The sequence below is a fragment of the Acinetobacter sp. 3657 genome, from assembly GCF_031456775.1.
Taxonomy (GTDB): Bacteria; Pseudomonadota; Gammaproteobacteria; order Pseudomonadales; family Moraxellaceae; genus Acinetobacter.
Genome location: NZ_JAVDVH010000004.1, coordinates 201,569 through 223,862 on the forward strand (window position 1 = coordinate 201,569; position 22,294 = coordinate 223,862).

At 39.3% G+C, this 22,294-nt stretch carries 21 protein-coding genes and 1 pseudogene; 9 read left to right on the plus strand and 13 right to left on the minus strand.

The window, feature by feature from the left end; all coding sequences use genetic code 11:
- Positions 1-85 precede the first annotated feature (85 nt).
- From dnaB to J2Y37_RS06825, 3 genes are all read left to right on the plus strand, one after another.
- The gene (gene dnaB / locus J2Y37_RS06815; RefSeq protein ID WP_004670628.1) at positions 86-1,531 is read left to right on the plus strand and encodes a replicative DNA helicase; all 1,446 of its coding nucleotides are present in this window, start codon (positions 86-88) and stop codon (positions 1,529-1,531) included.
- A gap of 57 nt (positions 1,532-1,588) precedes the next feature.
- Complete coding sequence (alr, locus tag J2Y37_RS06820; protein ID WP_349032314.1) at positions 1,589-2,662, plus strand: alanine racemase; 1,074 nt, start codon at positions 1,589-1,591, stop codon at positions 2,660-2,662.
- Between the two features lie 69 nt (positions 2,663-2,731).
- Positions 2,732-3,199 carry a DoxX family protein gene (locus J2Y37_RS06825; protein ID WP_349032315.1) on the plus strand — a complete coding sequence of 156 codons (468 nt, stop codon included), beginning with the start codon at positions 2,732-2,734 and terminating at the stop codon, positions 3,197-3,199.
- Positions 3,200-3,256: 57 nt separating this feature from the next.
- Here J2Y37_RS06825 and J2Y37_RS06830 read toward each other — a convergent pair whose 3' ends face one another.
- From J2Y37_RS06830 to J2Y37_RS06845, 4 genes are all read right to left on the minus strand, one after another.
- A complete protein-coding gene (locus J2Y37_RS06830; RefSeq protein ID WP_004670625.1) occupies positions 3,257-3,991 on the minus strand; it encodes a proteasome-type protease in 735 nt (244 codons plus the stop codon).
- 16 nt (positions 3,992-4,007) lie between these two features.
- A complete protein-coding gene (locus tag J2Y37_RS06835; protein WP_349032316.1) occupies positions 4,008-4,787 on the minus strand; it encodes a transglutaminase family protein in 780 nt (259 codons plus the stop codon).
- Positions 4,784-5,386 carry an alpha-E domain-containing protein gene (locus J2Y37_RS06840; protein WP_004670623.1) on the minus strand — a complete coding sequence of 201 codons (603 nt, stop codon included), beginning with the start codon at positions 5,384-5,386 and terminating at the stop codon, positions 4,784-4,786. Before J2Y37_RS06840 ends, J2Y37_RS06835 begins: the two co-directional genes overlap by 4 nt.
- A 94-nt stretch (positions 5,387-5,480) precedes the next feature.
- Positions 5,481-7,031: a circularly permuted type 2 ATP-grasp protein gene (locus J2Y37_RS06845; RefSeq protein ID WP_349032317.1), complete on the minus strand. Its 1,551-nt coding sequence runs from the start codon at positions 7,029-7,031 to the stop codon at positions 5,481-5,483.
- A 216-nt stretch (positions 7,032-7,247) separates the two neighbouring features.
- Between J2Y37_RS06845 and J2Y37_RS06850 the strand changes: the two genes are divergently transcribed.
- A complete protein-coding gene (locus tag J2Y37_RS06850) occupies positions 7,248-8,252 on the plus strand; it encodes a WYL domain-containing protein (RefSeq protein ID WP_349032318.1) in 1,005 nt (334 codons plus the stop codon).
- 107 nt (positions 8,253-8,359) lie between these two features.
- The gene (locus tag J2Y37_RS06855) at positions 8,360-9,313 is read left to right on the plus strand and encodes a hypothetical protein (protein WP_349032319.1); all 954 of its coding nucleotides are present in this window, start codon (positions 8,360-8,362) and stop codon (positions 9,311-9,313) included.
- A gap of 422 nt (positions 9,314-9,735) precedes the next feature.
- On the opposite strand, the gene J2Y37_RS06860 is transcribed toward J2Y37_RS06855, so the two are convergent.
- The 6 genes from J2Y37_RS06860 to J2Y37_RS06885 all read right to left on the minus strand — a co-directional run bounded on the left by J2Y37_RS06860 (position 9,736) and on the right by J2Y37_RS06885 (position 14,601).
- Positions 9,736-10,041: a putative quinol monooxygenase gene (locus J2Y37_RS06860; protein ID WP_349032320.1), complete on the minus strand. Its 306-nt coding sequence runs from the start codon at positions 10,039-10,041 to the stop codon at positions 9,736-9,738.
- An 81-nt stretch (positions 10,042-10,122) separates the two neighbouring features.
- On the minus strand, positions 10,123-11,442 hold the full coding sequence (locus tag J2Y37_RS06865) for an adenylosuccinate synthase (protein WP_241323166.1): 1,320 nt from the start codon (positions 11,440-11,442) through the stop codon (positions 10,123-10,125).
- Between the two features lie 56 nt (positions 11,443-11,498).
- The gene (locus J2Y37_RS06870) at positions 11,499-12,665 is read right to left on the minus strand and encodes an ATP phosphoribosyltransferase regulatory subunit (protein ID WP_349032321.1); all 1,167 of its coding nucleotides are present in this window, start codon (positions 12,663-12,665) and stop codon (positions 11,499-11,501) included.
- Between the two features lie 203 nt (positions 12,666-12,868).
- A complete protein-coding gene (locus J2Y37_RS06875; RefSeq protein ID WP_349032322.1) occupies positions 12,869-13,120 on the minus strand; it encodes a hypothetical protein in 252 nt (83 codons plus the stop codon).
- A 105-nt stretch (positions 13,121-13,225) separates the two neighbouring features.
- A complete protein-coding gene (locus tag J2Y37_RS06880; RefSeq protein WP_349032323.1) occupies positions 13,226-13,522 on the minus strand; it encodes a hypothetical protein in 297 nt (98 codons plus the stop codon).
- A gap of 56 nt (positions 13,523-13,578) precedes the next feature.
- Complete coding sequence (locus tag J2Y37_RS06885; RefSeq protein WP_004670611.1) at positions 13,579-14,601, minus strand: type I glyceraldehyde-3-phosphate dehydrogenase; 1,023 nt, start codon at positions 14,599-14,601, stop codon at positions 13,579-13,581.
- A gap of 238 nt (positions 14,602-14,839) precedes the next feature.
- Here J2Y37_RS06885 and alaS point away from each other — a divergent pair, with 238 nt between their 5' ends.
- The 3 genes and pseudogenes from alaS to csrA form a co-directional block, all read left to right on the plus strand.
- Positions 14,840-17,512, plus strand: coding sequence for an alanine--tRNA ligase (gene alaS / locus J2Y37_RS06890; protein ID WP_349032358.1), 2,673 nt, complete (start codon positions 14,840-14,842; stop codon positions 17,510-17,512).
- A gap of 63 nt (positions 17,513-17,575) precedes the next feature.
- Positions 17,576-18,856 carry an aspartate kinase gene (locus J2Y37_RS06895; protein WP_004670609.1) on the plus strand — a complete coding sequence of 427 codons (1,281 nt, stop codon included), beginning with the start codon at positions 17,576-17,578 and terminating at the stop codon, positions 18,854-18,856.
- A gap of 236 nt (positions 18,857-19,092) precedes the next feature.
- Positions 19,093-19,257, plus strand: a pseudogene (gene csrA, locus J2Y37_RS06900) (carbon storage regulator CsrA); the annotation flags it as partial.
- A gap of 181 nt (positions 19,258-19,438) precedes the next feature.
- Here csrA and rnhB read toward each other — a convergent pair.
- The gene (gene rnhB / locus J2Y37_RS06905) at positions 19,439-20,008 is read right to left on the minus strand and encodes a ribonuclease HII (RefSeq protein WP_005197556.1); all 570 of its coding nucleotides are present in this window, start codon (positions 20,006-20,008) and stop codon (positions 19,439-19,441) included.
- 40 nt (positions 20,009-20,048) lie between these two features.
- Positions 20,049-20,429, minus strand: a complete 381-nt coding sequence (locus J2Y37_RS06910; RefSeq protein WP_349032324.1) for a hypothetical protein — start codon at positions 20,427-20,429, stop codon at positions 20,049-20,051.
- Between the two features lie 220 nt (positions 20,430-20,649).
- Between J2Y37_RS06910 and J2Y37_RS06915 the strand changes: the two genes are divergently transcribed.
- The gene (locus J2Y37_RS06915; RefSeq protein ID WP_349032325.1) at positions 20,650-21,204 is read left to right on the plus strand and encodes a cytochrome b; all 555 of its coding nucleotides are present in this window, start codon (positions 20,650-20,652) and stop codon (positions 21,202-21,204) included.
- 41 nt (positions 21,205-21,245) lie between these two features.
- On the opposite strand, the gene J2Y37_RS06920 is transcribed toward J2Y37_RS06915, so the two are convergent.
- Positions 21,246-22,244, minus strand: coding sequence for an adenosine deaminase (locus J2Y37_RS06920; protein ID WP_349032326.1), 999 nt, complete (start codon positions 22,242-22,244; stop codon positions 21,246-21,248).
- Positions 22,245-22,294 lie beyond the last annotated feature (50 nt).

The following is a 22,294-nucleotide window of genomic DNA, read 5'->3' on the forward strand; positions in this document are numbered from 1 at the left end:
TTTTCCAAATTAAGTTCCCTCGATGTGATTCATTTGGATTAAGATAGTCAGTTGTTACTGTTTCATCTTTTTATTAGGTCTTGTTATGTCACAGGCGAATGCCAATTTTACAAAAAATCCTCCAAAGACAGAGAGTAAAATGAGTGACTCAGGTCAACTAAAGGAATTCCGTACCCCTCCCCACAATCTTGCTATTGAGCAAGCGGTATTAGCCGCATTGATGACGGTTGCTGAATCATTCGAACAAGTCAGTGACTTACTCAAAGAAAATGATTTTTATGCAACACGCCATAAATACATCTATCGTGCGATTGAGAAACTGGCACAAGAAAACTCGCCTTATGATGCCGTTTTAGTCAATGATTGGTTGCTCAAACAAAATCTACTCGATGCAATTGGTGGTGAAGAATATTTAATGCAATTGATGGCAGACTCGCCTTCAAGTTTTTATAATCTTGAAACCTATGCCAGCAAGATCAAAGAGTTTTCGACTCTACGTACAATGATCAAAGTAAGCACAGATATTCTGCAAAATGCTTACGATACCAAAGGTCGTCCTGTCAGTGAAATCCTTGATCTTGCTGAAACTCAAATCTTTTCATTGGCAGAACAACATAACAATAATAAAAAAGATTCAGGTCCTAAATCGATTAGTTCAGTGACAGCCGATGTAATCATGAAACTCGATGAACTTTCTAAATTAGAAGGAAGTATCACAGGTTTAACTACAGGCTTCTTAGAACTGGATAATAAAACCTCAGGGATGCAAGCTGGAGATTTAATCATTGTTGCAGCGCGTCCATCTATGGGTAAAACCACATTTGCCATGAACTTGGTTGAAAGTGTTTTACAATATAATCGATTGCCTGCACTGGTTTTTTCTATGGAAATGCCAGCAGACTCGATCGCTATGCGTTTGATTTCCGCGATGGGGAAAGTCCATCAAGGACACTTGCGATCAGGTAATCTTGATGCAGATGAATGGACAAAAGTCACAGGTACAATTTTGCAGTTACAACAAATGCAATTGTATATTGATGACTCCTCTGCCTTGCCACCAACGGAACTAAGAGCACGTGCACGACGTATCGCTAAAATGCATGATGGCAAAATTGGCTGTATCATGGTCGACTATTTACAGTTGATGAAAGTCCCGGGCATGGGAGATAACCGTGTCGGCGAGATTTCTGAAATTTCTCGAAGCCTGAAAGCCTTGGCAAAAGAAATGCAATGTCCTGTGATCGCACTGTCTCAGCTTAACCGTAGTTTGGAGAACCGACCAAACAAACGCCCTGTTATGTCTGACTTGCGTGAATCTGGTGCCATCGAGCAGGATGCTGACTTAATCATGTTTATTTACCGTGATGAAGTCTATAACAAAGAATCTAAAGAGGCAGGTACTGCTGAGATTATTATCGGGAAACAGCGTAATGGCCCGATTGGTTCTGTCCGTTTAGCATTTGAGGGTCAATACACTCGATTTAGCAATCTATCACCTGAGTTCTATGCTCAATACGATAACGATGAATAATACTTAATTTAATACCTGCTTATATACTTTCCAAGTCGTCCCAAAGGAGAAATCAGGGTGCGCCAAGCAACAGTTTATATTGACAGTTCCTCACTGCAATATAATTTAAACCGTGTCAAACAACTTGCTCCACATTCAAAAATTGTAAGTATGGTTAAAGCCAATGCTTACGGACATGGAATCAAAGACTGCTTAGCCGCCTTAGATCGCACAGATGCTTTTGGTGTCGCCTGCTTGGAAGAAGCAATTGAAATCAGGCAACTTGGATACACTCAACCCATTACGTTAATTGAAGGCGTTTTTTCTGAAGATGAAATGACGCATGTGATTCAATATCAACTTGAATGTATGGTTCATCACGCTCAACAAGTTGAATGGTTGATAGCACATAAAAATGCGTATAACGCACTCGGCTTAAAAGTGTGGGTCAAATTAAATAGTGGTATGAACCGTTTAGGCTTCAAAATCACAGAAATCATTGCTGTCATTCAACGTTTAAAAGCTGAAGGCTTTAGCTGCGTTTTAGCTATGCATTTTGCAAATGCAGATGCAGACCATCCTTTAAACGAACAGCAAATAGATCAGTTTCTACAAGTAAAACAGGCTTGTGAACCGATCATGGCTTCTTGCTGTAATTCTGCGGCTATCTTTAAATATCCTGAATTACATTTCGATTTTGTCCGTCCGGGAATCATGCTTTATGGTGCTACCCCCTTTGCAGATCAAGATGTTCATAAACTTGATTTAAAACCTGTCATGACCTTTAGTGCGGAAATCATTGCATTAAATCATATTCAACAAGGTGAGCATGTCGGCTATGGCTCTAGTTTCACTGCGACAAAAAATATGAAAATTGCCATCGTTTCTGTTGGTTATGGCGATGGATATCCGCGTGCTTATCTAAAACCAAACTTCGTTGCGATTAATCAACAACTTGTTCCAGTTGTCGGGCGTGTCAGTATGGATATGCTCGCAATCGATGTAACTGACATTGAGGCAGAAATAGGCACCCGAGTTGAACTTTGGGGTAAGCATCGCTTAGTCGATGATGTTGCAGATGCCAATGGCACTATTGGATACGAACTACTGTGTCGTTTAACACAAAGACCATCTCGACGGAAAAACCCGTAACCAAATACGCCTTGTGCTCTTTTTTCGTTTTATCTTTAATACGATTTTGACGATTTAAACGAAAAAAGCATGTTGAAATTTATTTACGATAATCCACTCTATAAAATGCCGTTACAGCAATTTGTTCTCTTTCTAGCACGAATTTCACTCGGCATTTTCTTCTTCACAACGGGCTTCAATAAACTTTTCGTTGAGAAAAATAAATTAATTATGCTAGAAACCATTATTGATGCAGGCATTCCATTTCCTGAGATGATGAGCAGCTTTGTTTCAGCTACGGAAATGCTAGCAGGCTTCTTGCTAATTATTGGATTATTTACACAAATCGGCAGTATTTTATTATTTATGATCTGCTTAACAGCTTTATATACAGTTGGAATTCACACGATTCCGCCCAATCTAGATTCCATCAGCTGGCTCAGTTGGTTTTTTTATATTCACGATTTTCTATATATGCTGATCTTAGCGATCCTGATTACATCTAAATCTCAATTTATGTCCTTGGATCATATCCTAAACAAAAAATTTGCGTCTTAAGATAAAAATACCAGACAAAATAAATGTTTATTAAGGTGAACTGGTACTTTCGGATCTTTATAAACCATAATCATTTGTTGGTTCAGGTAACTCTTGCAAACCACGGCGCAAGGTTTCAGACCACTGTTTACTGATCTGGGTGAAATAAGGATCTTCTTCATTGATACGCTTGGCAGCAGGGCTTTTAAAACTATCCTTATGATAAACCAAAGCATCTAAAGGCAAACCAACAGAAACATTTGAACGTAAGGTTGAGTCAAAAGAAATTAATGAGCAGCGTAAACCTTCGCTTAAAGGCATCGTATAGTGTAATGCGCGATCTAAAATGGGTTTGCCATATTTGCTTTCACCAATTTGAAAATAGGGTGTATCTGTGGTTGCGCGAATAAAATTACCTTCAGGATAGACATTATAGAGCTGTATATCTTCACCCAAAATTTGACCACTCACCAAAATACTGCATGAATAATTCATTTGCTCATGTGTATTGCTCGTAATATCTTCTAAAACACGACGCAAGGTTTTACCAACCAGTTCAGCAACCTCAAACATGGTATTTACCGTATACAGGTTTGGCTCTTGGTTTAAAGTTAAAGTATTTTGCAAGTGCCCAACGACCGCTTGAGTGGTTGCCAAATTGCCTGCTGTTTGCAGTGCAATAAAACGCTCGCCCTCGACACCAAAGGTATGCAATTTACGAAATACAGAAATATGATCGACCCCTGCATTGGTTCGAGTATCGCTAATCAACACTAAACCTTGTTCTAATCTTAATGCACAACAATAGGTCATTTTTCTCTCTTTACATTCAACAAGCCAATACCTGAACAGTAGACATCATACTTTCAACGCCACCTTGTTCACGCACACCACGAATTGGTGCAACATCTAGATAATCACGTCCAACTGCAACGTAGATATGATTCTGAGGTGTAAATATTTGATTACTTACATCGAAACAATACCATTGATTATCTAAAAAAACCTCTGCCCATGCATGACTGGCAAGGTGTGGTTGATTTCGATCGTATAAATATCCCGAAACATACCGTGCAGGTAATTGTAGTACGCGACACATCGCAATCAATACATGTGCATGGTCTTGGCAGACACCTTGACCTGCATAAAATGCATCTATTGCAGAGGTTGTGACTGATGTACTTTGTGGTTGATAAGAAATTTGCTGTAAAATTTTCTCTGATAAAAGGATCACATGTTGACGATCTTTAACTTTAACCACTGAATGAGCAAAGTCCGACATGGCTAAATCACAACAAGTTATTGCGGTACGCTGCTGAAAAAGCATTGGGGAAATATCACTTTCAAAACAACCGAGTTCAGTATCCAATAAATCAACAATCCCCTGTGCCATAATTGTTAAATAACGATAATCATGACGTTGAGTCGCTGTAATCCATAAATTATTAAAAGCATCCCGCTTGCATGTGTATTGTCCTGGCACACTCACATGCCAAGTCTCAACAATTTGATGCTGAGAACTTTGGGGCATCATTTTTATAGACTGCACACTGTTTCGTGCAGTCTCGGTATAACGATAATGAGTTTGGTGATTCACCATTAGCTTCATGAGCTTACCTCAAATTGATTTTCCAGCGTATAAGTAAATGCATAAAACTGATTTAAATAAGGCTGATCTTTTAATATCTCCCAACTCGGCTTTAAATCGTCCCAACCTAAATGAAACAACCGTTCAATGATGGGTTCGACCGTATTAAGTACATGATTAATATTATGTTGAAAGCGGAAGTAGGTATCAATTCGTTCTACGTTCTGTCCAATATGTAGGAATAAGCAAATTTCCTCTTGCTCTGTTTCTAAAATTGCACAACATTGCTTCACTATATCACCAATTGCTAAAGCATCAGATGGTGCATTTTTAATGAGATGATTGAGTTCCGCATAAGCTTGAGCCGATAATAGCCCTCTTAACTCCTGAATATTATCACGCGCAATCTCAAGCTGACTCAACAATGAATAAGGCTGCTTTCGATCCAACATAAACTGATTTAAACTTTCAGCATCATCAATCTGCAAATAAAGCGCTTGAGCAAATGCCGCTGCTTGCTGATCATTAGCTAATGGCAACTGACGTACAACATGATCAATTCTAAATAAATAACGACCCAACCAGTAAATATGTTGGGCATTTGAGCGAAGTAAAACCATACATGTCCTCCCTTATATATTTTAAAATCAGCTAGAACACATCCCGATAAAATACAGTTCTGTGTTTTAGACTATAGCGCTGCTAGGAAGACCTTTAAGAAGGTAATGTTTCAACCACCCATGTATCTTTGATTCCTCCACCTTGAGAAGAATTAACAACCAACGAACCTGCTTGCATAGCGACACGGGTTAAACCACCAGGAACGATTTCAGTGCGATAAGGTGAGCTTAGTACAAAGGGACGTAAATCAATATGTCGTTCTGCCACACCATCAGATGTCAGTGTAGGTGCAACGGATAGTGCTAAAGTTGTTTGTGCAATATATAAATGCGGCGCTTCAATAATTTTTTCTCTGAATGCCTCAATTTGTTGTTCATTTGCCTGAGGACCAATTAACATGCCATAGCCGCCTGAACCTTGCGCCTCTTTTACCACCAATTTCTCTAGATTGCTTAACACATAATCAAGCTGCTCAGCATCACGGCATTGATAAGTCGGAACATTATTTAAAATTGGCGTTTCACCTAAATAGAATTGAATCATCTGATCCACATAAGGATAGATAGACTTGTCATCTGCCACACCTGTTCCCGGCGCATTGGCAATCACCACATTATGTTGTAAATATGCCGCCATAAGGCCAGCAACACCTAAACAACTATCGGGTCTAAAAACCAATGGATCTAAAAACTCATCATCCACCCGACGATAAATCACATCAACTTGTTGGCGGCCACGAATCGTTTTGACATAAACTTTATCATCCTCTACAAATAAATCTCGACTGGTCACCAAGGGAACATCCATTTCACGCGCTAAAAAAGCATGTTCATAATAGGCACAATTGAACCGACCCGGCGTTAAAACAACGATTAAGGGCTGATCAACATATGCATTTTCTTCTAAAATTTCTCGTAACACGCTTGGAAAGTGCTCGATCCCTTGTAAATTATTACTTAGGCACAAATCTGGCATCAACTTTTGACTGATTTTACGACTCTCGATCATATAAGACACACCAGAAGGTGTTCTTAAATTGTCCTCAAGAACAAAAAAATCGCCTCGACCATCTCGAACAATATCAATACCACTGATTTGTGAATAAACCTTACCTTTTAAAGCATGCTTTAACATATGCGGTTGGAAAGCCTCATGTGTCATCACTTGCTGTGCAGGGATCAAACCCTCTTTTAAAATATTTTGTCCGTGATAAATATCGTCTAGAAAGTAGTTCAACGCTTTGACTCGTTGCGTACATCCTGCTGCGATCTTTTCCCACTGTTTTTTTTCAATGACACGCGGGATCAAATCATAAGGAATGGTTCGCTCTACCCCTTCTTGATCGGCATAAACATTAAAGGTAATACCTTGATATAAAAAATGTTGTTTTGCCTCAGCACCGAGTGCTTTTAAGTCATCAAGACTATGCAGGCTCAACCATTGCTCAATTTTTCTTGATGCTTCACCATTAAAACTTTCATCGTCTAACATCTCATTAAAAAATTGTGACTTTAGTTGCTCAAATAGATTTTTTTTGACATTGAGCTGTTGAGTAAATGTAGATGAATGTACCGAGACTGTCGCTACTTGATCTGGAGCGTAATAGTCTGTGCTGATATCTAGGTTGTGTTCTTGTTCTGACATATAAACCTCGCTTCATCGTTTATTTATTCATAAATCAAATAAGCAATTTCAGTGCCATTCATATAAAAAGCTTCTTTTTTGATCAGATTTAAAATATTTAAACAAGTTTGGGTACATTTCAGTCGTAAATACGTAATCTAAATATGATGGGCTTGCTAAATAGATATAGTTTTTTTATTGTGTCTGCTTTAGACCATTAAATTACGTACCCAGCTTATGTCATCCATACAAGAAAAAGAAACCTCAAACAGCCTTTATCGCCAATGGCAAATTTTATCTCGTCTCTCCACAGGAAAATGGATGGGCACCCGTGAATTACAAGAAATCTTAGAGCGTGAAGGGATTGAAATCAGCCTTCGTACGATTCAACGCGATTTAAATCAAATCGCACAACGCTTCCCGATTGAAAGCAATAAAACCGTACCCCAAGGATGGCGCTGGCGTTCAGATGCCCCTATCCAAAGCTTGCCACATATGACCAGCTCACAAGCAGTGACTTTTATGATGGTAGAAGAGCATTTACGTCACTTGCTTCCACCAAGCTTACTTGAGGAGATGACACCTTGGTTTGATCTGGCAAAACGTAGTCTCTCCACTCAAAACAACGTTAGACAATGGATCAACCGCGTTCGTATTGTCCCTGCCAATCAACCATTAATTCCACCTATGGTGGATAAGCACGCGCAACAAGCAATTTACGAAGGGCTACTACAAGACAAGCAAATTGAGTGCATTTATCGAGCAAGAATCAATCAAGGTGAAGATAAGAGCTATATTCTTAATCCTTTAGCTTTGGTCCAAAAAGGTGCTGTGATTTATTTGATCTGTACACGGAATGACAAAACCGATGTACAAACTTTTGCTTTGCACCGTTTTAAAGCAGCTACAGTATTAGATAGCCGCGCACTACATCCTGTAAATTTCGATATTGATAGCTATATTGATTCTGGTGCGCTGGGTTTCCGGGTTGATTATAGTAAAGCAACTGAGCTCGTTGAACTGAAACTCACCATGACTGAAAGTACCGCTCAAAGTTTCTATGAGAGTCAGCTAAGCAAAGATCAGGTCATTCAGCCTCTAGAGGAAAATATCGTTGTGGTTTGTGCCACTGTCCCTTTTACCTCGCAACTGGTGTGGTGGTTAAGAAGTTTTGGTAAAAAGTTATTAAATATTGAACCAGCGGTTGTTTATAATGCGGTGAAGGAAATCAATGAAGATTAATAAATAAGTGGTCATATGCACATAACATTCTATATAATTGCATTGAAAAAATTATCATTAATCAAACACAGATAATTTATTAAAATATTTCTATTGGAAGAATTCAAATGCATAGCCCCGATAAATGTATAACTTTTCTTGGTCTCGTAACTATGATTTCATTTTTATCTGCCTGTGGTGGTAGCTCTACAAGTTCGGATAGTAGTTACACCTCTCCTAAAGTAATGAGTGAAGTTAAAACTGATTTAAAATTCTTAAATACATCTCTACCCTCTGCTCAATCGACAAATGTAGATACTCCTGTATATCGCTATACTCAAATTTTTAATAAAGAAAACGATCAATTCAAAACAAGCTATCGATTAGAGTTTGATTTTGACATGGATGCAAATACGCTTTATCGCTTAGAAGCGAATTATGATACATTAATTAATGCCACACCAAACTCAGTCAAATTAATGGAATTTGAAAAAAGTGGACAAAGCATAACTTTTAAAAAAGAATTTCAATGCTCACAAAATAACAATCCATGCGCTAACATTGTAAATTCAGTCAATATGAAAACGGGCCAAGCAAAGCTTGATTTTAACAATCTATTGTTAACTAAATCATCTTGGGCAGATGGCCAGATCAATACGATTACCCTTGCGGGCTCTGTTGAAGGGTTTCTTACTGAAGCACCTAGTACAGTTCAATTACCAGCGAGTCAAACTCACCAGTTCCAATGGTCAATTACTCCATCGGATCAAGATGGTTTAAACCTAATAAGTAACTACCACCAACTTGACTTCACAAACCATAATAAAGTCGAATTGTTTTTGGGAGATGGAACTACTATTGAAGACTCAGGAATTATTTCAATTCAAAATAATAAAGTTGAAAGTTTATATTATCAGCCTGCCTTATCTCCGAGTTTATTAGCAATCTATTGCAATCCAACAGATACTCCATGTCAAAACACATCCTACAACCCAAGCAATTATGAAGTTACTTTTAGCAATACTAAAGTCAATAGTGCTCTGGCAGGTATAGGGTATCTCAATGGCTCAACAGGATTATAAATAAAAAAGAGAACCACTTGGTTCTCTCAAACTTTTTAGAATTTTTTATTTAGAAATAAGCTGATTTTTGTTCTATTAAAATAATCAAACCAATTCTTTCCCCCCATGCGATCAGAATTGGTTTGTGCCATTTCATCACTAGAATATAATTCAGCATCGGCATGCTAATTCATATCCATTGTAGCGAATCGTTTTCATAGTCATTATTAAAACCCTCTTTGTTTTGAATGTAAAAATAATATAACGAGGATTTTTCTACTTGTGAAATAACAAAGATGGGATTCAAAAGCTGATTTTTTGCTATTAAACTTTTTACATACATCCCTTTTTTTCTCCCGTTGGGAGAAATACAAGGCGGCTAAACCATGATGAAAGATATCTATTGTCGCTGGTTTTAAAAATAGATGTTAAATACACAAAAACTATTCTTGCAATAATGTTTCAAAACCATGTAAATGCGTAAAACGTCCCACATGAACTTGATATTGATCTATCTTAGCTACAAGTCTTTGAAAATGCTCTGATTGAACATGCTGATCTAAAGCAGCTCGATCAACCCATTCTTCAATAAAAACGAAGTGCCCTTTCTGCTTTATATCATGATAAAGATCATAAGCTAAACACCCAGATTCAGCTTTTGTTTTCTCAACAAGCTCTTGATAAAGTGGTAAAACAATTTCAATTTTATCTGGCTGAATAAAATCTTCGGCAATTAATTTTAATGTCATACAACCTCCCCCTTATTCAAAAGTTTTCCATAAAAAAAGCTCTCAAAATAAATTTGAGAGCTTTTTTATCATCGACTCAGCTTATGCTGAAAATGGATGACGTAAAACGATTGTTTCTGCGCGGTCAGGGCCCGTTGAAACGATATCAATTGGGCAACCAATTAACGTTTCAATACGACGTACATAAGCCAATGCATTTGCAGGCAGTTGATCAATTTGAGTCAAGCCAACGGTAGACTCACTCCAACCTGGCATGGTTTCGTAGATTGGCTTTAGGCTTTCAAATGAAATCGCATCTGATGAACCCGCACAGCCAGAATCTACATCTTCATAACCCACGCAGATTTTGATTTCTTCTAAACCATCTAAAACATCTAACTTCGTTAAGCAGATACCAGATAAAGAGTTTACTTCAACTGAACGACGCAAGATCTCAGCATCAAACCAACCACAACGACGCTGACGACCAGTAGACGCGCCAAACTCGTGACCTACTGTTCCTAAATGACGGCCAATCGCATCACCTTGATCTGTCACTGCATCATAGTGCAACTCAGTTGGGAATGGACCAGCACCAACACGAGTTGTATAAGCTTTGGTAATACCTAATACATAATCTAAATGAAGTGGTCCCATACCTGAACCAGAGCTCACACCACCAGCAGTTGTATTTGAACTGGTTACATATGGATAAGTACCATGATCGATGTCAAGTAATGAACCTTGTGCACCCTCAAACATGATCGCCTTACCTTCTTTGCGGTAATCATGCAACACTTTAGTCACGTCGATGACCAATGGAGCTAGTACTTCACGCCATTCATTACAAAGAGCAAGTACATCTTCAAACTTCACTTCTTCAACGCCATAGAATTGAGAAAGTTGGAAGTTATGAAGTTCTAGCATTTCCTGAAGTTTTTCTTCAAGTAACGCACCACCACGAATCAAATCTGCTACACGCACAGCACGGCGAGCAACTTTATCTTCATAAGCTGGACCGATACCACGACCTGTTGTACCAATTTTGGCATTTCCACGCTTTTTCTCACGTGCTTGGTCAAGTGCAATGTGGTTTGGCAAAATTAATGGACAGTTTGGAGAAATACGGAGACGATCTTTAACAGGTACGCCTTCTGCTTCCAAAATTGCCATTTCTTTGATTAATGCTTCAGGAGATAGAACCACACCATTTCCAATTAAGCATAATACGTTTTCACGTAAGATACCTGATGGAATGAGGTGTAATACAGTCTTCTTACCACCGACCACAAGCGTATGACCCGCGTTGTGTCCACCTTGATAGCGTACGACCGCAGCCGCTTGATCTGTGAGCAGGTCGACGATTTTACCTTTGCCTTCGTCGCCCCATTGGGTACCAAGTACCACAACATTTTTGCCCATAATAGCCTCATTACATCATGCTGTTAAAATTGGAAACCAAGCTATGAGCTTAGCAATTAAATTTTTTCAATCACCCACTGCCCATTTTGAGACACCATCTGATGGGTCGCATAAGGCACCGAGCTTAAATCATCATTACCTAACAATTGCACCACACGTAGACCTTGGCTTCGGGCATCCGCAATTGCTTTTAATAAATCTTGGTCATAACCTTTAGGTGCGACTACAGTTTCTATTTCCACAAACTGGGTAGCGCCTAAAGCATATAGGTCACAACTAAATCCTGTTGCTGGACGTGCACGTCCAAAATGTTCACCGATGCCATCATAGCGTCCACCTTGTGCAAGTGGCGCAGCACGATTAGGTGCATAAATGGCATACATTAAACCTGTATGATAGTGATAACTACGCAACTCAATCACATCGATCCCAATATTTAGGTTAGACCACTGTGATTGAATTTGCGCAAATGTTGTTTTTAATGCATCAAATGCATTTCTAAAATCAACATCATTCAAAATATCTTGGCTTAAATGCGTTTGTAATGCATCAAGATCACTTGCATAACGACCTAATGCATAAAAATCAGCGCCCATTGCTAAGTCTTGGGTAAATTCCTCTAACTCAGGCAATGCTTTACGTTGATATAAATCTGACAGTTGGTTTTCGGTATTTTTATTTAATCCTGCTCGTTTGACCAAGCTGCGGAATAAACCAACATGCCCTAAATCTAAATGAACCCCTTCTAAGGTATGCGCATGTTCGATTAAACCTAACATCACATCAATCATTTCAACATCAGCTTCGATGCTGTCATGACCATACAACTCCGCACCTAACTGTAAAGGTGTGCGCGTTGCATTAAAGTTCTGTGCTTTTGTATGTAACACTGTGCCTGCATAGCAATAACGTGCAACACCTTCAACGGGAAGTACATGTGCATCAATACGCGCAACTTGCGGTGTCATATCCGCACGAATTCCAAGCAAACGACCAGAGAGTTGATCAATCACTTTGAAAGTAACTAAATCTAAATCTTGATTGGATTCGGAAAGTGAGGACAACGATTCGATGTGTTCAATAAATGGCGTATAGACCAATTGATAACCTCGAACTGCGAGGAAATCTAAAGCTTCTCGGCGCAAAGTTTCAACCACTTGCGCTTGTTCGGGTAATACATCTGCTACCCCGTCAGGGAGCAACCATGTCTCTGAAATGGTCATGTTCAAACCTAAAATCTGTTCACCGTGGAAGCATCCACACAAAAAGCAGCCACATAAAAAAATCGGGTGAATGCCCGATTCAGCGTAGTGTAGCATGAAGATTTATGCGATGCACCTGAGAATTTGAATAAAAACTGCTTATTCCACTCTCTAAAAAACAAACAGATTCTATATAATTAACCAATATTTTCAATAGATTATTGTTATTGATCTGGCTCAAAAATCCAAGTTCGCTGTCCAAAGAACTGTCCAATACCTGAACTATCACCTTGTTTCCAATTCACCTTATTTAATTTTTGAATCGCTTTAATCGCTTGTGTATTGAACGCAAAACAACCTTTTTCTAACATAGCTACGCGATGACTCTGACTCAATAAAAGTTCTTCACGAAACGCACTTTCGAAATCAAAATTAGAGTTTTTAAGTTCCTCTAACTGTTTACGCTCATAATCCAAACTAAGCTCAACGTCCCATAGCAATGGTGAAGCTAAGACTACATGGATTGTTTGATCATTGGTATTTCCGACAGCGCCGTAAATATAGCAAACAACAAAATTTCTTTATTTTTTATTTCCAGTTTTAATCATCATTTCCAAAACATTCACCAACTCAACATTTTGCTTTTCCAGTGCAGCAACATTGGCGATCATTTTATCGAGCACTTCTTGCTGAGTATGCATTTTTTTAGCTAAGTCCTGCATAATTTCTAAACTCTTTTTAAGATGTAGCTCTAAATGCAAAACCTTTTCTTCTACATGTAAAATTTGAGCATCACAATTTGGCTCTGGTTTATTTTTAAACTGAAACCAGAATAAAAATATAACCGCTAATAATAAAAGCGCAATAAATCCCCACATCAATATGAATGTCATTTAAATCCCCAAGTTAATTTATATAATTTAAACTAAATCATTCACACAAATGATTCACATAAATCAAGTAAACGATTTGCATAGCCCCATTCATTATCATACCACGCAAAAACTTTCGCTTGATGACCGACAACTATTGTCTGAGTCAAATCAACAATTAAGGAGTATGGTGAATGATTAAAGTCACTTGATACAAGGTCTTCATCCGTGACTTGCATAATCTGTGCATAATCAAATTGTGCTGCTTTTTTTAATACTTCATTGACTTTGTGCACAGTAATCGGCGCATGTGAAACAAAGGTTAAATCAATTGCTGCCACATTAATCGTCGGTACACGGATCGAATAGCCATCGATTCGATTTTCCATCTTTGGCATGACTCGTTTGAGCGCGCCCAATGCACTAGAAGTTGTTGGGATAATATTTTGTCCCGCTGCACGCGCACGGCGTAAATCCCGATGTGCATGATCAAGTACTGATTGATCTGCGGTCACAGCATGGATTTCAGTCATTAATGCCGTTTCAATACCAAATGCATCATCGATAATTTTGACCAATGGCACGAGCGCTTGAGTGGTACAAGACACACTGGAAATAATTTGGTCGGTGGCTTTAACTTCGGCATGATTGACGCCATAGACAATTGCAGCGTCCACAGAATCAAATGGAGCAGCCCCAATAATGACTCGTTTTGCCCCCGCCTCTATGTGACGCGTTGCATCCGCTCTGGAACGGAACAAACCCGTGCACTCAAGCACCACATCTATTTCTAGATTTGTCCACGGCAGCAATTCTGGCTGTGCCTGTTTAAAGACTTGTAATTTTAGCTGACGTTGGTTGGATTGAATATTTAGAAAAATCTGTTCATTTTCAATCTGAATTTCGACCTGACCCGCAAATCGTCCATGTGTGGTGTCATATTTAAATAAATGAACTAAGGTTTGTACATCTGCAATATCATTAATTGCAACGATTTCAAATTGAAATTGTTTAGGGTTTTCAAACCATGCACGTAATACATTCCGACCAATTCTGCCAAATCCATTAATCGCGATACGTTGCATGTAGAACCCTTATTCATAAAAACATCATCTTTGTGTATCAATATCTGTGAATACTTTATGTATAAAGTGTCATCAGACTTGTCTATGGTAAAACATGAACAGCGTTGTTGAATATAGATTTTTAGCTTAATCACAGTTTTATATGATATTGCTTGTAAAATCGTTGGTTGCACAGGTAATTTCCGTTATAATTTAGCACTTTCAAAATTATGGACGCTTGGTTGTGAGTACTCGTTTTATGACATCCGCTGAAATCCGTGAAGCATTTTTGCGTTACTTTGAATCGCAAGGGCATACACGTGTCGCTTCGAGTTCACTTGTTCCCGCCAACGACCCAACTTTGCTATTTACCAATGCTGGGATGAATCAGTTTAAAGACTGTTTCCTCGGTTTAGAAAAACGTAGCTATACGCGTGCGGCGTCTTCACAAAAAGTTGTGCGCGCAGGCGGTAAGCATAACGACCTTGATAATGTCGGTTATACAGCACGTCACCATACTTTCTTTGAAATGTTAGGTAACTTCTCTTTTGGTGATTACTTCAAACGTGATGCACTGAGATTTGCTTGGGAGTTTTTAACCAGTGAACAATGGTTAGGACTATCTAAAGATCGTTTATATGTCACGGTTTATCATACCGATGATGAAGCTTTTGATATCTGGAATAAAGACATCGGTCTAGACGCTGAACGTATTATCCGTATCGGCGATAAAGGTGCAAAATATTCTTCTGACAATTTCTGGACAATGGGTGATACCGGTCCTTGCGGTCCTTGCTCAGAAATTTTCTATGATCACGGCGATCATATCTGGGGTGGTTTACCAGGTTCACCTGAAGAAGACGGCGACCGCTTTATTGAAATCTGGAACAACGTTTTCATGCAGTTTAACCGTACTGCGGATGGCGTATTACACCCTCTTCCGGCACCTTCTGTCGATACAGGTATGGGCTTGGAGCGTATTTCGGCTGTACTACAACACGTCAACTCAAACTATGAAATTGACCTGTTCCAACACTTATTAAAAGCTGCTGCAGATATTATTGGTTTCGATACCTCGACCATCGAAGCTGAAGCAAATGAGAAAGGGACAAAAGTTGAATACCCTGCTTCACTGAAAGTCGTAGCTGATCATGCTCGTTCTTGCTGCTTCTTGATTGCTGATGGTGTAAATCCTTCAAACGAAGGTCGTGGTTATGTACTCCGTCGTATTATTCGTCGTGCAGTCCGCCACGGCAACAAATTAGGCGCAACGGGTACATTCTTCTACAAAATGTTGCAACCGCTCATTGAAACCATGGGCGAAGCTTATCCTGAACTTGCTGCTCGTAAAGACGCGATCGAAGCGACATTGATCCGTGAAGAAGAACAATTTGCGAAAACACTTGAGCAAGGTTTGAAGTTATTAGAAGCTGAACTTGTTCAACTTAAAGGTAATGTGATTGCGGGTGAAACTGTATTTAAACTTTATGATACCTATGGTTTCCCGACTGACTTGACTGCGGATATTGCGCGTGAACGTGACCTGACGATTGATGAAGCAGGTTTTGAAGTAGAGATGGCAGCACAACGCCAACGTGCGCGTGATGCTGGCAAATTCGCAGTTGACTATAACAGCATTGTTAAAGTTGAAGGTGAAACACAATTTGATGGCTATGATGCAACTCAGGGTCAAGGTCAAATTGTGGCAATCTACAAAGATGGCGTTCAAGTTGATGAAATCAATGAAGGCGATGAAGCACTGATCGTTTTAAACCAAACCCCTTTCTATGCGGAAAGCGGCGGTCAAATCGGTGACACGGGTATTTTCAGAAATGATACGGGCATCTTCGAAGTTCAAGATACCAAGAAATCTGGTGGTGCATTTGTACATCAAGGTATCGTGACTGTGGGTAGCCTCAAAGCAACGCAGAATGTTGAAGCAACAGTTAAAGCAGATATTCGTGATGCGACTGCGCGTAACCACTCTGCAACGCACTTGTTACATGCTGCTTTACGTCAGATATTAGGTTCACACGTACAGCAAAAAGGTTCTCTGGTTGCCAGCGACATTTTACGTTTTGACTTTGCCAATGATCAGCCTGTTTCATTTGAACAATTGCAACAGATTGAGCGTTTGGTCAATGCTGAGGTGATTGCCAACACACCAGTAAGCACTGAACTTCTGGATATTGAATCTGCCAAATCAAAAGGCGCAATGATGCTTTTTGGTGAAAAGTATGGTGACGAAGTTCGTGTGCTTTCAATGGGTTCTGTGATTGATGAAAAGAATTTCTCAATCGAACTTTGTGGTGGTATCCACGTGAAGCGCACAGGTGATATTGGTTTATTCAAAATCACATCTGAAGGCGGTGTTGCAGCAGGTATTCGTCGTATTGAAGCTGTGACTGGTACTCAAGCACTTGACGTTATTCAGAAAGCAGATGCTGATATTCAAACGATCAATAGCTTGTTAAAAGCACAAAAAGATCAAACTGTAGAAAAAGTTGAAGCAATTGCTGAAACTGCTTCAGCTTTGCAAAAGCAAATCGAGCAATTAAATCAAAAATTAGCAAGCTTCCAAGCCGCTGATTTGCTTGATCAAGTGAAAGAAATTGCAGGTCGTCAAACACTGATTACCACGGTAAAAGGCTTGGATGCAAAATCATTACGCAATTTGCATGACAGCGTAAAATCAAAATTGGAAGATGCAGTCATTATTTTAGCTGGCGTTGATGGTGATAAAGTGAGTTTAATCGCCTCTGTCGCTAAACAACATGCTGCACATCTAAAAGCAGGTGACATCATCAAACACTTAGCTCAAGAGCTGGGTGGTAAAGGTGGTGGTAAACCTGACTTAGCACAAGGTGGCGCGCCACTAAACGAGAAGTTTGATCAAGTGATTGCAGCACTGCCTGCTTGGCTTGAGCAATAAGAACTTCACTTTTGTGTAACTGACCCTGATGCCATTCAGGGTCATGGCTTATATGGAATAACTATGGCTTTAATCGTTCAAAAATATGGCGGTACTTCGATGGGTACTCCTGAGCGCATTTTAAATGTTGCTCGTCGTGTCAAGCGTTGGCATGATCACGGTCACAAAGTGGTTGTGGTTGTGTCTGCAATGAGTGGTGAAACTAACCGCTTACTTGCGCTTGCAAAGGCCATTACCAGCACCCCTGACCCACGTGAACTAGATCAAATGGTGTCAACGGGTGAACAAGTAACGATTTCCATGTTAGCTATGGCACTAAATTCAATTGGTGTAGATGCTAAATCATATACTGGTCGTCAAGTTGGTATTAAAACTGACAGCGCATTTACTAAAGCACGTATCGAATCAATTGACACAGATATCATGACCGAAGATTTAGACGCTGGTCGTGTATTGGTTGTTGCGGGCTTTCAAGGCTTCGATGCCAAAGGCAATACCACAACCTTAGGTCGCGGTGGTTCAGATACTTCTGGTGTCGCGCTTGCTGCTGCATTAAAAGCAGATGAATGTCAGATTTACACGGATGTCGATGGTGTTTATACCACTGACCCGCGTGTTGCACCTAAAGCAAAGAAAATTGATCGTATTTCTTTTGAAGAAATGCTGGAAATGGCATCTTTAGGCTCAAAAGTTTTACAAATTCGCTCTGTTGAATTCGCAGGTAAATATCAAGTTCCATTGCGTGTATTATCGAGTTTTGACAATGATGATGATGGTATTTTTGATGAAGAATTCAAACAAAATGTAGGCACACTAATTACCACTGAGGCAGAAGACGATATGGAACAACCAATCATCGCAGGTATTGCATTTAACCGTGACGAAGCAAAATTAACGATTTTGGGTGTTCCTGACGAACCAGGTATTGCGTCTAAAATCTTGTCGCCGATCAGTAATGCCAATATCGAAGTGGATATGATTATCCAAAATGTAGAAGAAGATGGAACAACTGATTTTACGTTTACCGTGAACCGTAATGATCTAGCGAAAGCAAAAGCGATTTTAGATCAAACAGCAAGTAGCATTGAAGGATGTGAAGTTGTCACACGTGATGATATTGTTAAAGTATCTATCGTTGGTGTCGGTATGCGCTCTCACGCTGGCGTTGCGAGCAAAATGTTCACAGCATTGGCTGAAGAAAGCATTAATATTCTCATGATTTCTACATCAGAAATAAAAGTTTCTGTCATCATCGAAGAAAACTACCTTGAGTTAGCAGTTCGTTGTTTACATACAGCTTTTGGTTTAGACCGCGAACACGGCGAAAGCAGTGTACGTGCTTAATTATTAGCTAGTTAAACATATTTACTTTCATGTAAATAGTAAAAAAAACAGAGCCACTATAGTTTTTTTTATAGTGGCTCTGTTATATTAGCCTTGAGGTTTTTAAGAAAGTTCTCACAAAACTTACGAAATAAATTTTTTTACATATTTTTGTTAGAATTTTCTGTATATTAGGCTGTGCTTTCAAATAATGAATTCCCTGTCGCAAGTTTTAAGCGTTTAGCAAGGAGATAAACATGCTGATTCTGACCCGTCGTGTCGGAGAAACATTAATGATTGGGGATCAAGTCAGTGTTACTGTGCTTGGCGTAAAAGGCAATCAGGTGCGTATTGGTGTAAATGCTCCAAAAGAAGTTTCTGTGCATCGTGAGGAAATTTACCAACGTATCCAACATGAACGTGCCATGCATGAGCATTTACAACATCTTGATCAAGACTATCAACATCCTTCTTATGAAGAAGAAAATGCTACTGATTTCACTCAACATAATAATTTTAATCGTTGATATGAAAAAATCTTCTCATAAAATTAAAGCGACTCATCTGAGTCGCTTTAATTTTTTTAAACGCAATGTTTTTAATTCATGCTAGACCTAAGGCTTTTTTCACAGGTCCATAACTACGGCGATGTTGCTCAATAACACCATGTGCAGCAATTGCTTCAAAATGCGCTTTGGTTGGATAGCCTTTATGCTTGGCAAAACCATAATCAGGATATTGCTGATCTAAGAGATGCATTTGCCGATCACGGGTGACTTTCGCTAAAATACTTGCGGCGCTGATTTCAGCATGACTGGCATCTCCACCCACGATGGCTTCACATGGAATTGTGATTCCTTTCGGAATTTGATTGCCATCCACAATAACTTTTATAGGTTGCGTCTCTAATGTTTCAACTGCTCGACGCATCGCCAAAAAAGTGGCTTGTAAAATATTAAACTCATCAATTTCAAGATGGTTTGCTTCAGCGATCGACCATGCAATCGCCTTTTCCTGAATCTCTAAAAAAAGCTTTTCACGCTTTTTTTCAGTCAACTTTTTAGAGTCATTTAAACCCTCAATCGGGTTATTCGGATCTAAAATCACAGCAGCAGCAACGACAGAACCTACCAAAGGTCCGCGCCCTGCTTCATCGACACCAGCAACAAACATATTTAAACTCTCAAAAAGGCTGATGACTCAGCCTGATCTATTATTTAGCTTGCTTCAAAGCTTCATTCACACATGCGTTCACAGTTTCAGAAACGACTTTATTTACAATCGTTGCTCGTGCTGATGGATCAATTGCAGCCGTTGCCAACTCAAAAGTAGTAACACTCTCTGGCGCTTTATCACTGACACAGCCACAAACATTGGTTTGAATGTCATTACGCTGTTCTGTGGTCATAAAACGTGTTGCTGTCTTCCATGCTGCAACATTATTGATTTCATTTAAACATTTTGCATTTACTGCAACTTTGAGTGCTACCACACCAAGCTGCTGCGAAGTCGTCGCTGTATTATTTGTATCTGTCGCAGCACATCCTGCAAATGCTAAAACAACGGGAGCAATAACCAATACCAACTTTTTCATATTTTAACCTGTATCTAAATTTTTGGCAGGCGTATTGTGCCTAAATGCCAAACTTTATGATATGACTCAAAGTTATCTTTACATAATATAACAGTTATACTTTATCCATTTTAGCTTGACCGTTCCAAGCATAATACGCTCTGTTACAGATACACTGTATGCGGAATAAATAGCGATATTTAAAATCAAATCACTCATATATCACAGCTAGGATGTTGCGATGTCAACCTCAGCACAATACTACACACGCACAGCACAAGTTTTGCATTGGCTCATGGCTACTATTTTTATTATCGCTTGGCTTATCGGTTTTTATAGCGGTAATTTTCTCAGCTATGACGTTGATGGTAGTTTTAAAGGAAGCGTGATTACACTGCATAAGAATATTGCAACTACAATTATCTTCTTAGTTGTCATTCGTATTTTTTGGCGCTACACCCATCCCGTCCCACAATTACCAAACACCATGTCACCGACGATGAAAACGCTGGCACATGTTGGACATTTCTTACTTTACTTAATGCTTTTGGCTTTACCGATTACCGGTTGTTTGTTTAGTTGGAGCGCTGGACACCCAGCTCCAGTTTTATATTTATTTGAAATACCACGTTTAGTACAAGATAATCCAGATCTTCTGGCAATCGTTAAACCCTTACATATTTACATATCTTGGTTTGCGGGCTTACTGATTGTTGGGCATGCCTTAGCAGCGATTAAACATCATTTTATTGATAAAGATAATGTATTACTGAGTATGATACGTCGTCCGAAATAAATTTTGATCATAAAAAAACCGCTTTACGCGGTTTTTTTAACTTAGATTTTCTTTACTTCACTGATCCACTTTTGCTTATCTTCATCAGAAATAAATGAAGCCTCAAAAGAGTTGATGGCAAGTTGTTTTAATTCATCATGGCTTAAATCCAAAGCCTGTTGAATGGCAAAGAAATTGTCATTCATATAACCACCGAAATACGAAGGATCATCCGAGTTCACGGTCACATGTACGCCCTTTTGCAATAAACGGCGGATATTGTGTTCTTTCATATCATTGACCACACACAATTTTAAATTACTGAGTGGGCAAACCGTTAAAGGCATCTTCTCAGCAATTAAGCGTGCCATGAGTTGCTCGTCTTCTTCAGAGCGCACCCCATGATCAATACGGTTCACTTTGAGCAAGTCCAAAGCTTCCCAGATATATTCTGGCGGACCTTCCTCACCTGCATGTGCAACAATCAAGAAACCTGCTTCACGCGCTTTAGCGAATACACGCTCAAATTTTGCTGGCGGATGCCCGACTTCACTTGAATCTAGACCAATTGCGATAATGTCATCTTTGAAGGGCAATGCTTGCTCAAGTGTCTCAAAAGCTTTCTCTTCACTTAAATGACGCAAGAAACACATGATTAACTGTGAACTAATCCCTAACTTCGCTTTCGCATCAGTACAAGCACGCTTCAAACCTGCAATGACAGTCGCAAACTCTACACCACGCTCAGTATGTGTTTGAGGATCGAAGAACATTTCTGTATGCACGACTCGATCTTCAGCACATTTCTCAAAATATGCCCAAGCAAGATCATAAAAGTCTTGTTCATGCACAAGCACATTTGCGCCTGCATAATAAATATCTAGAAAAGATTGAAGATTATGGAAGTTATAAGCTTGCTTCACTTCTTCAACAGATTGGTAAGGAATCTGAATCTGATTACGCTGTGCAATTGCAAACATCAGTTCTGGTTCAAAAGTCCCTTCAATATGCACATGCAACTCGGCTTTGGGTAAAGCACGAATCAGCTCGACTTGATTCATATTAACTCCACGTCTAAAGAAAAAAGGGTGTGGCCAAAATGGGTACACCC

Bases quoted from the DNA above. Each gene is read 5' to 3' on its own strand.
- dnaB (WP_004670628.1), top strand. From the start codon at position 86: ATGTCACAGGCGAATGCCAATTTTACAAAAAATCCTCCAAAGACAGAG.
- J2Y37_RS06825 (WP_349032315.1), top strand. From the start codon at position 2,732: ATGTTGAAATTTATTTACGATAATCCACTCTATAAAATGCCGTTACAG.
- J2Y37_RS06830 (WP_004670625.1), bottom strand. From the start codon at position 3,991: ATGACCTATTGTTGTGCATTAAGATTAGAACAAGGTTTAGTGTTGATT.
- J2Y37_RS06835 (WP_349032316.1), bottom strand. From the start codon at position 4,787: ATGAAGCTAATGGTGAATCACCAAACTCATTATCGTTATACCGAGACT.
- J2Y37_RS06840 (WP_004670623.1), bottom strand. From the start codon at position 5,386: ATGGTTTTACTTCGCTCAAATGCCCAACATATTTACTGGTTGGGTCGT.
- J2Y37_RS06845 (WP_349032317.1), bottom strand. From the start codon at position 7,031: ATGTCAGAACAAGAACACAACCTAGATATCAGCACAGACTATTACGCT.
- J2Y37_RS06850 (WP_349032318.1), top strand. From the start codon at position 7,248: ATGTCATCCATACAAGAAAAAGAAACCTCAAACAGCCTTTATCGCCAA.
- J2Y37_RS06855 (WP_349032319.1), top strand. From the start codon at position 8,360: ATGCATAGCCCCGATAAATGTATAACTTTTCTTGGTCTCGTAACTATG.
- J2Y37_RS06860 (WP_349032320.1), bottom strand. From the start codon at position 10,041: ATGACATTAAAATTAATTGCCGAAGATTTTATTCAGCCAGATAAAATT.
- J2Y37_RS06865 (WP_241323166.1), bottom strand. From the start codon at position 11,442: ATGGGCAAAAATGTTGTGGTACTTGGTACCCAATGGGGCGACGAAGGC.
- J2Y37_RS06870 (WP_349032321.1), bottom strand. From the start codon at position 12,665: ATGACCATTTCAGAGACATGGTTGCTCCCTGACGGGGTAGCAGATGTA.
- J2Y37_RS06880 (WP_349032323.1), bottom strand. From the start codon at position 13,522: ATGTGGGGATTTATTGCGCTTTTATTATTAGCGGTTATATTTTTATTC.
- J2Y37_RS06885 (WP_004670611.1), bottom strand. From the start codon at position 14,601: ATGCAACGTATCGCGATTAATGGATTTGGCAGAATTGGTCGGAATGTA.
- alaS (WP_349032358.1), top strand. From the start codon at position 14,840: ATGACATCCGCTGAAATCCGTGAAGCATTTTTGCGTTACTTTGAATCG.
- J2Y37_RS06895 (WP_004670609.1), top strand. From the start codon at position 17,576: ATGGCTTTAATCGTTCAAAAATATGGCGGTACTTCGATGGGTACTCCT.
- rnhB (WP_005197556.1), bottom strand. From the start codon at position 20,008: ATGTTTGTTGCTGGTGTCGATGAAGCAGGGCGCGGACCTTTGGTAGGT.
- J2Y37_RS06910 (WP_349032324.1), bottom strand. From the start codon at position 20,429: ATGAAAAAGTTGGTATTGGTTATTGCTCCCGTTGTTTTAGCATTTGCA.
- J2Y37_RS06915 (WP_349032325.1), top strand. From the start codon at position 20,650: ATGTCAACCTCAGCACAATACTACACACGCACAGCACAAGTTTTGCAT.
- J2Y37_RS06920 (WP_349032326.1), bottom strand. From the start codon at position 22,244: ATGAATCAAGTCGAGCTGATTCGTGCTTTACCCAAAGCCGAGTTGCAT.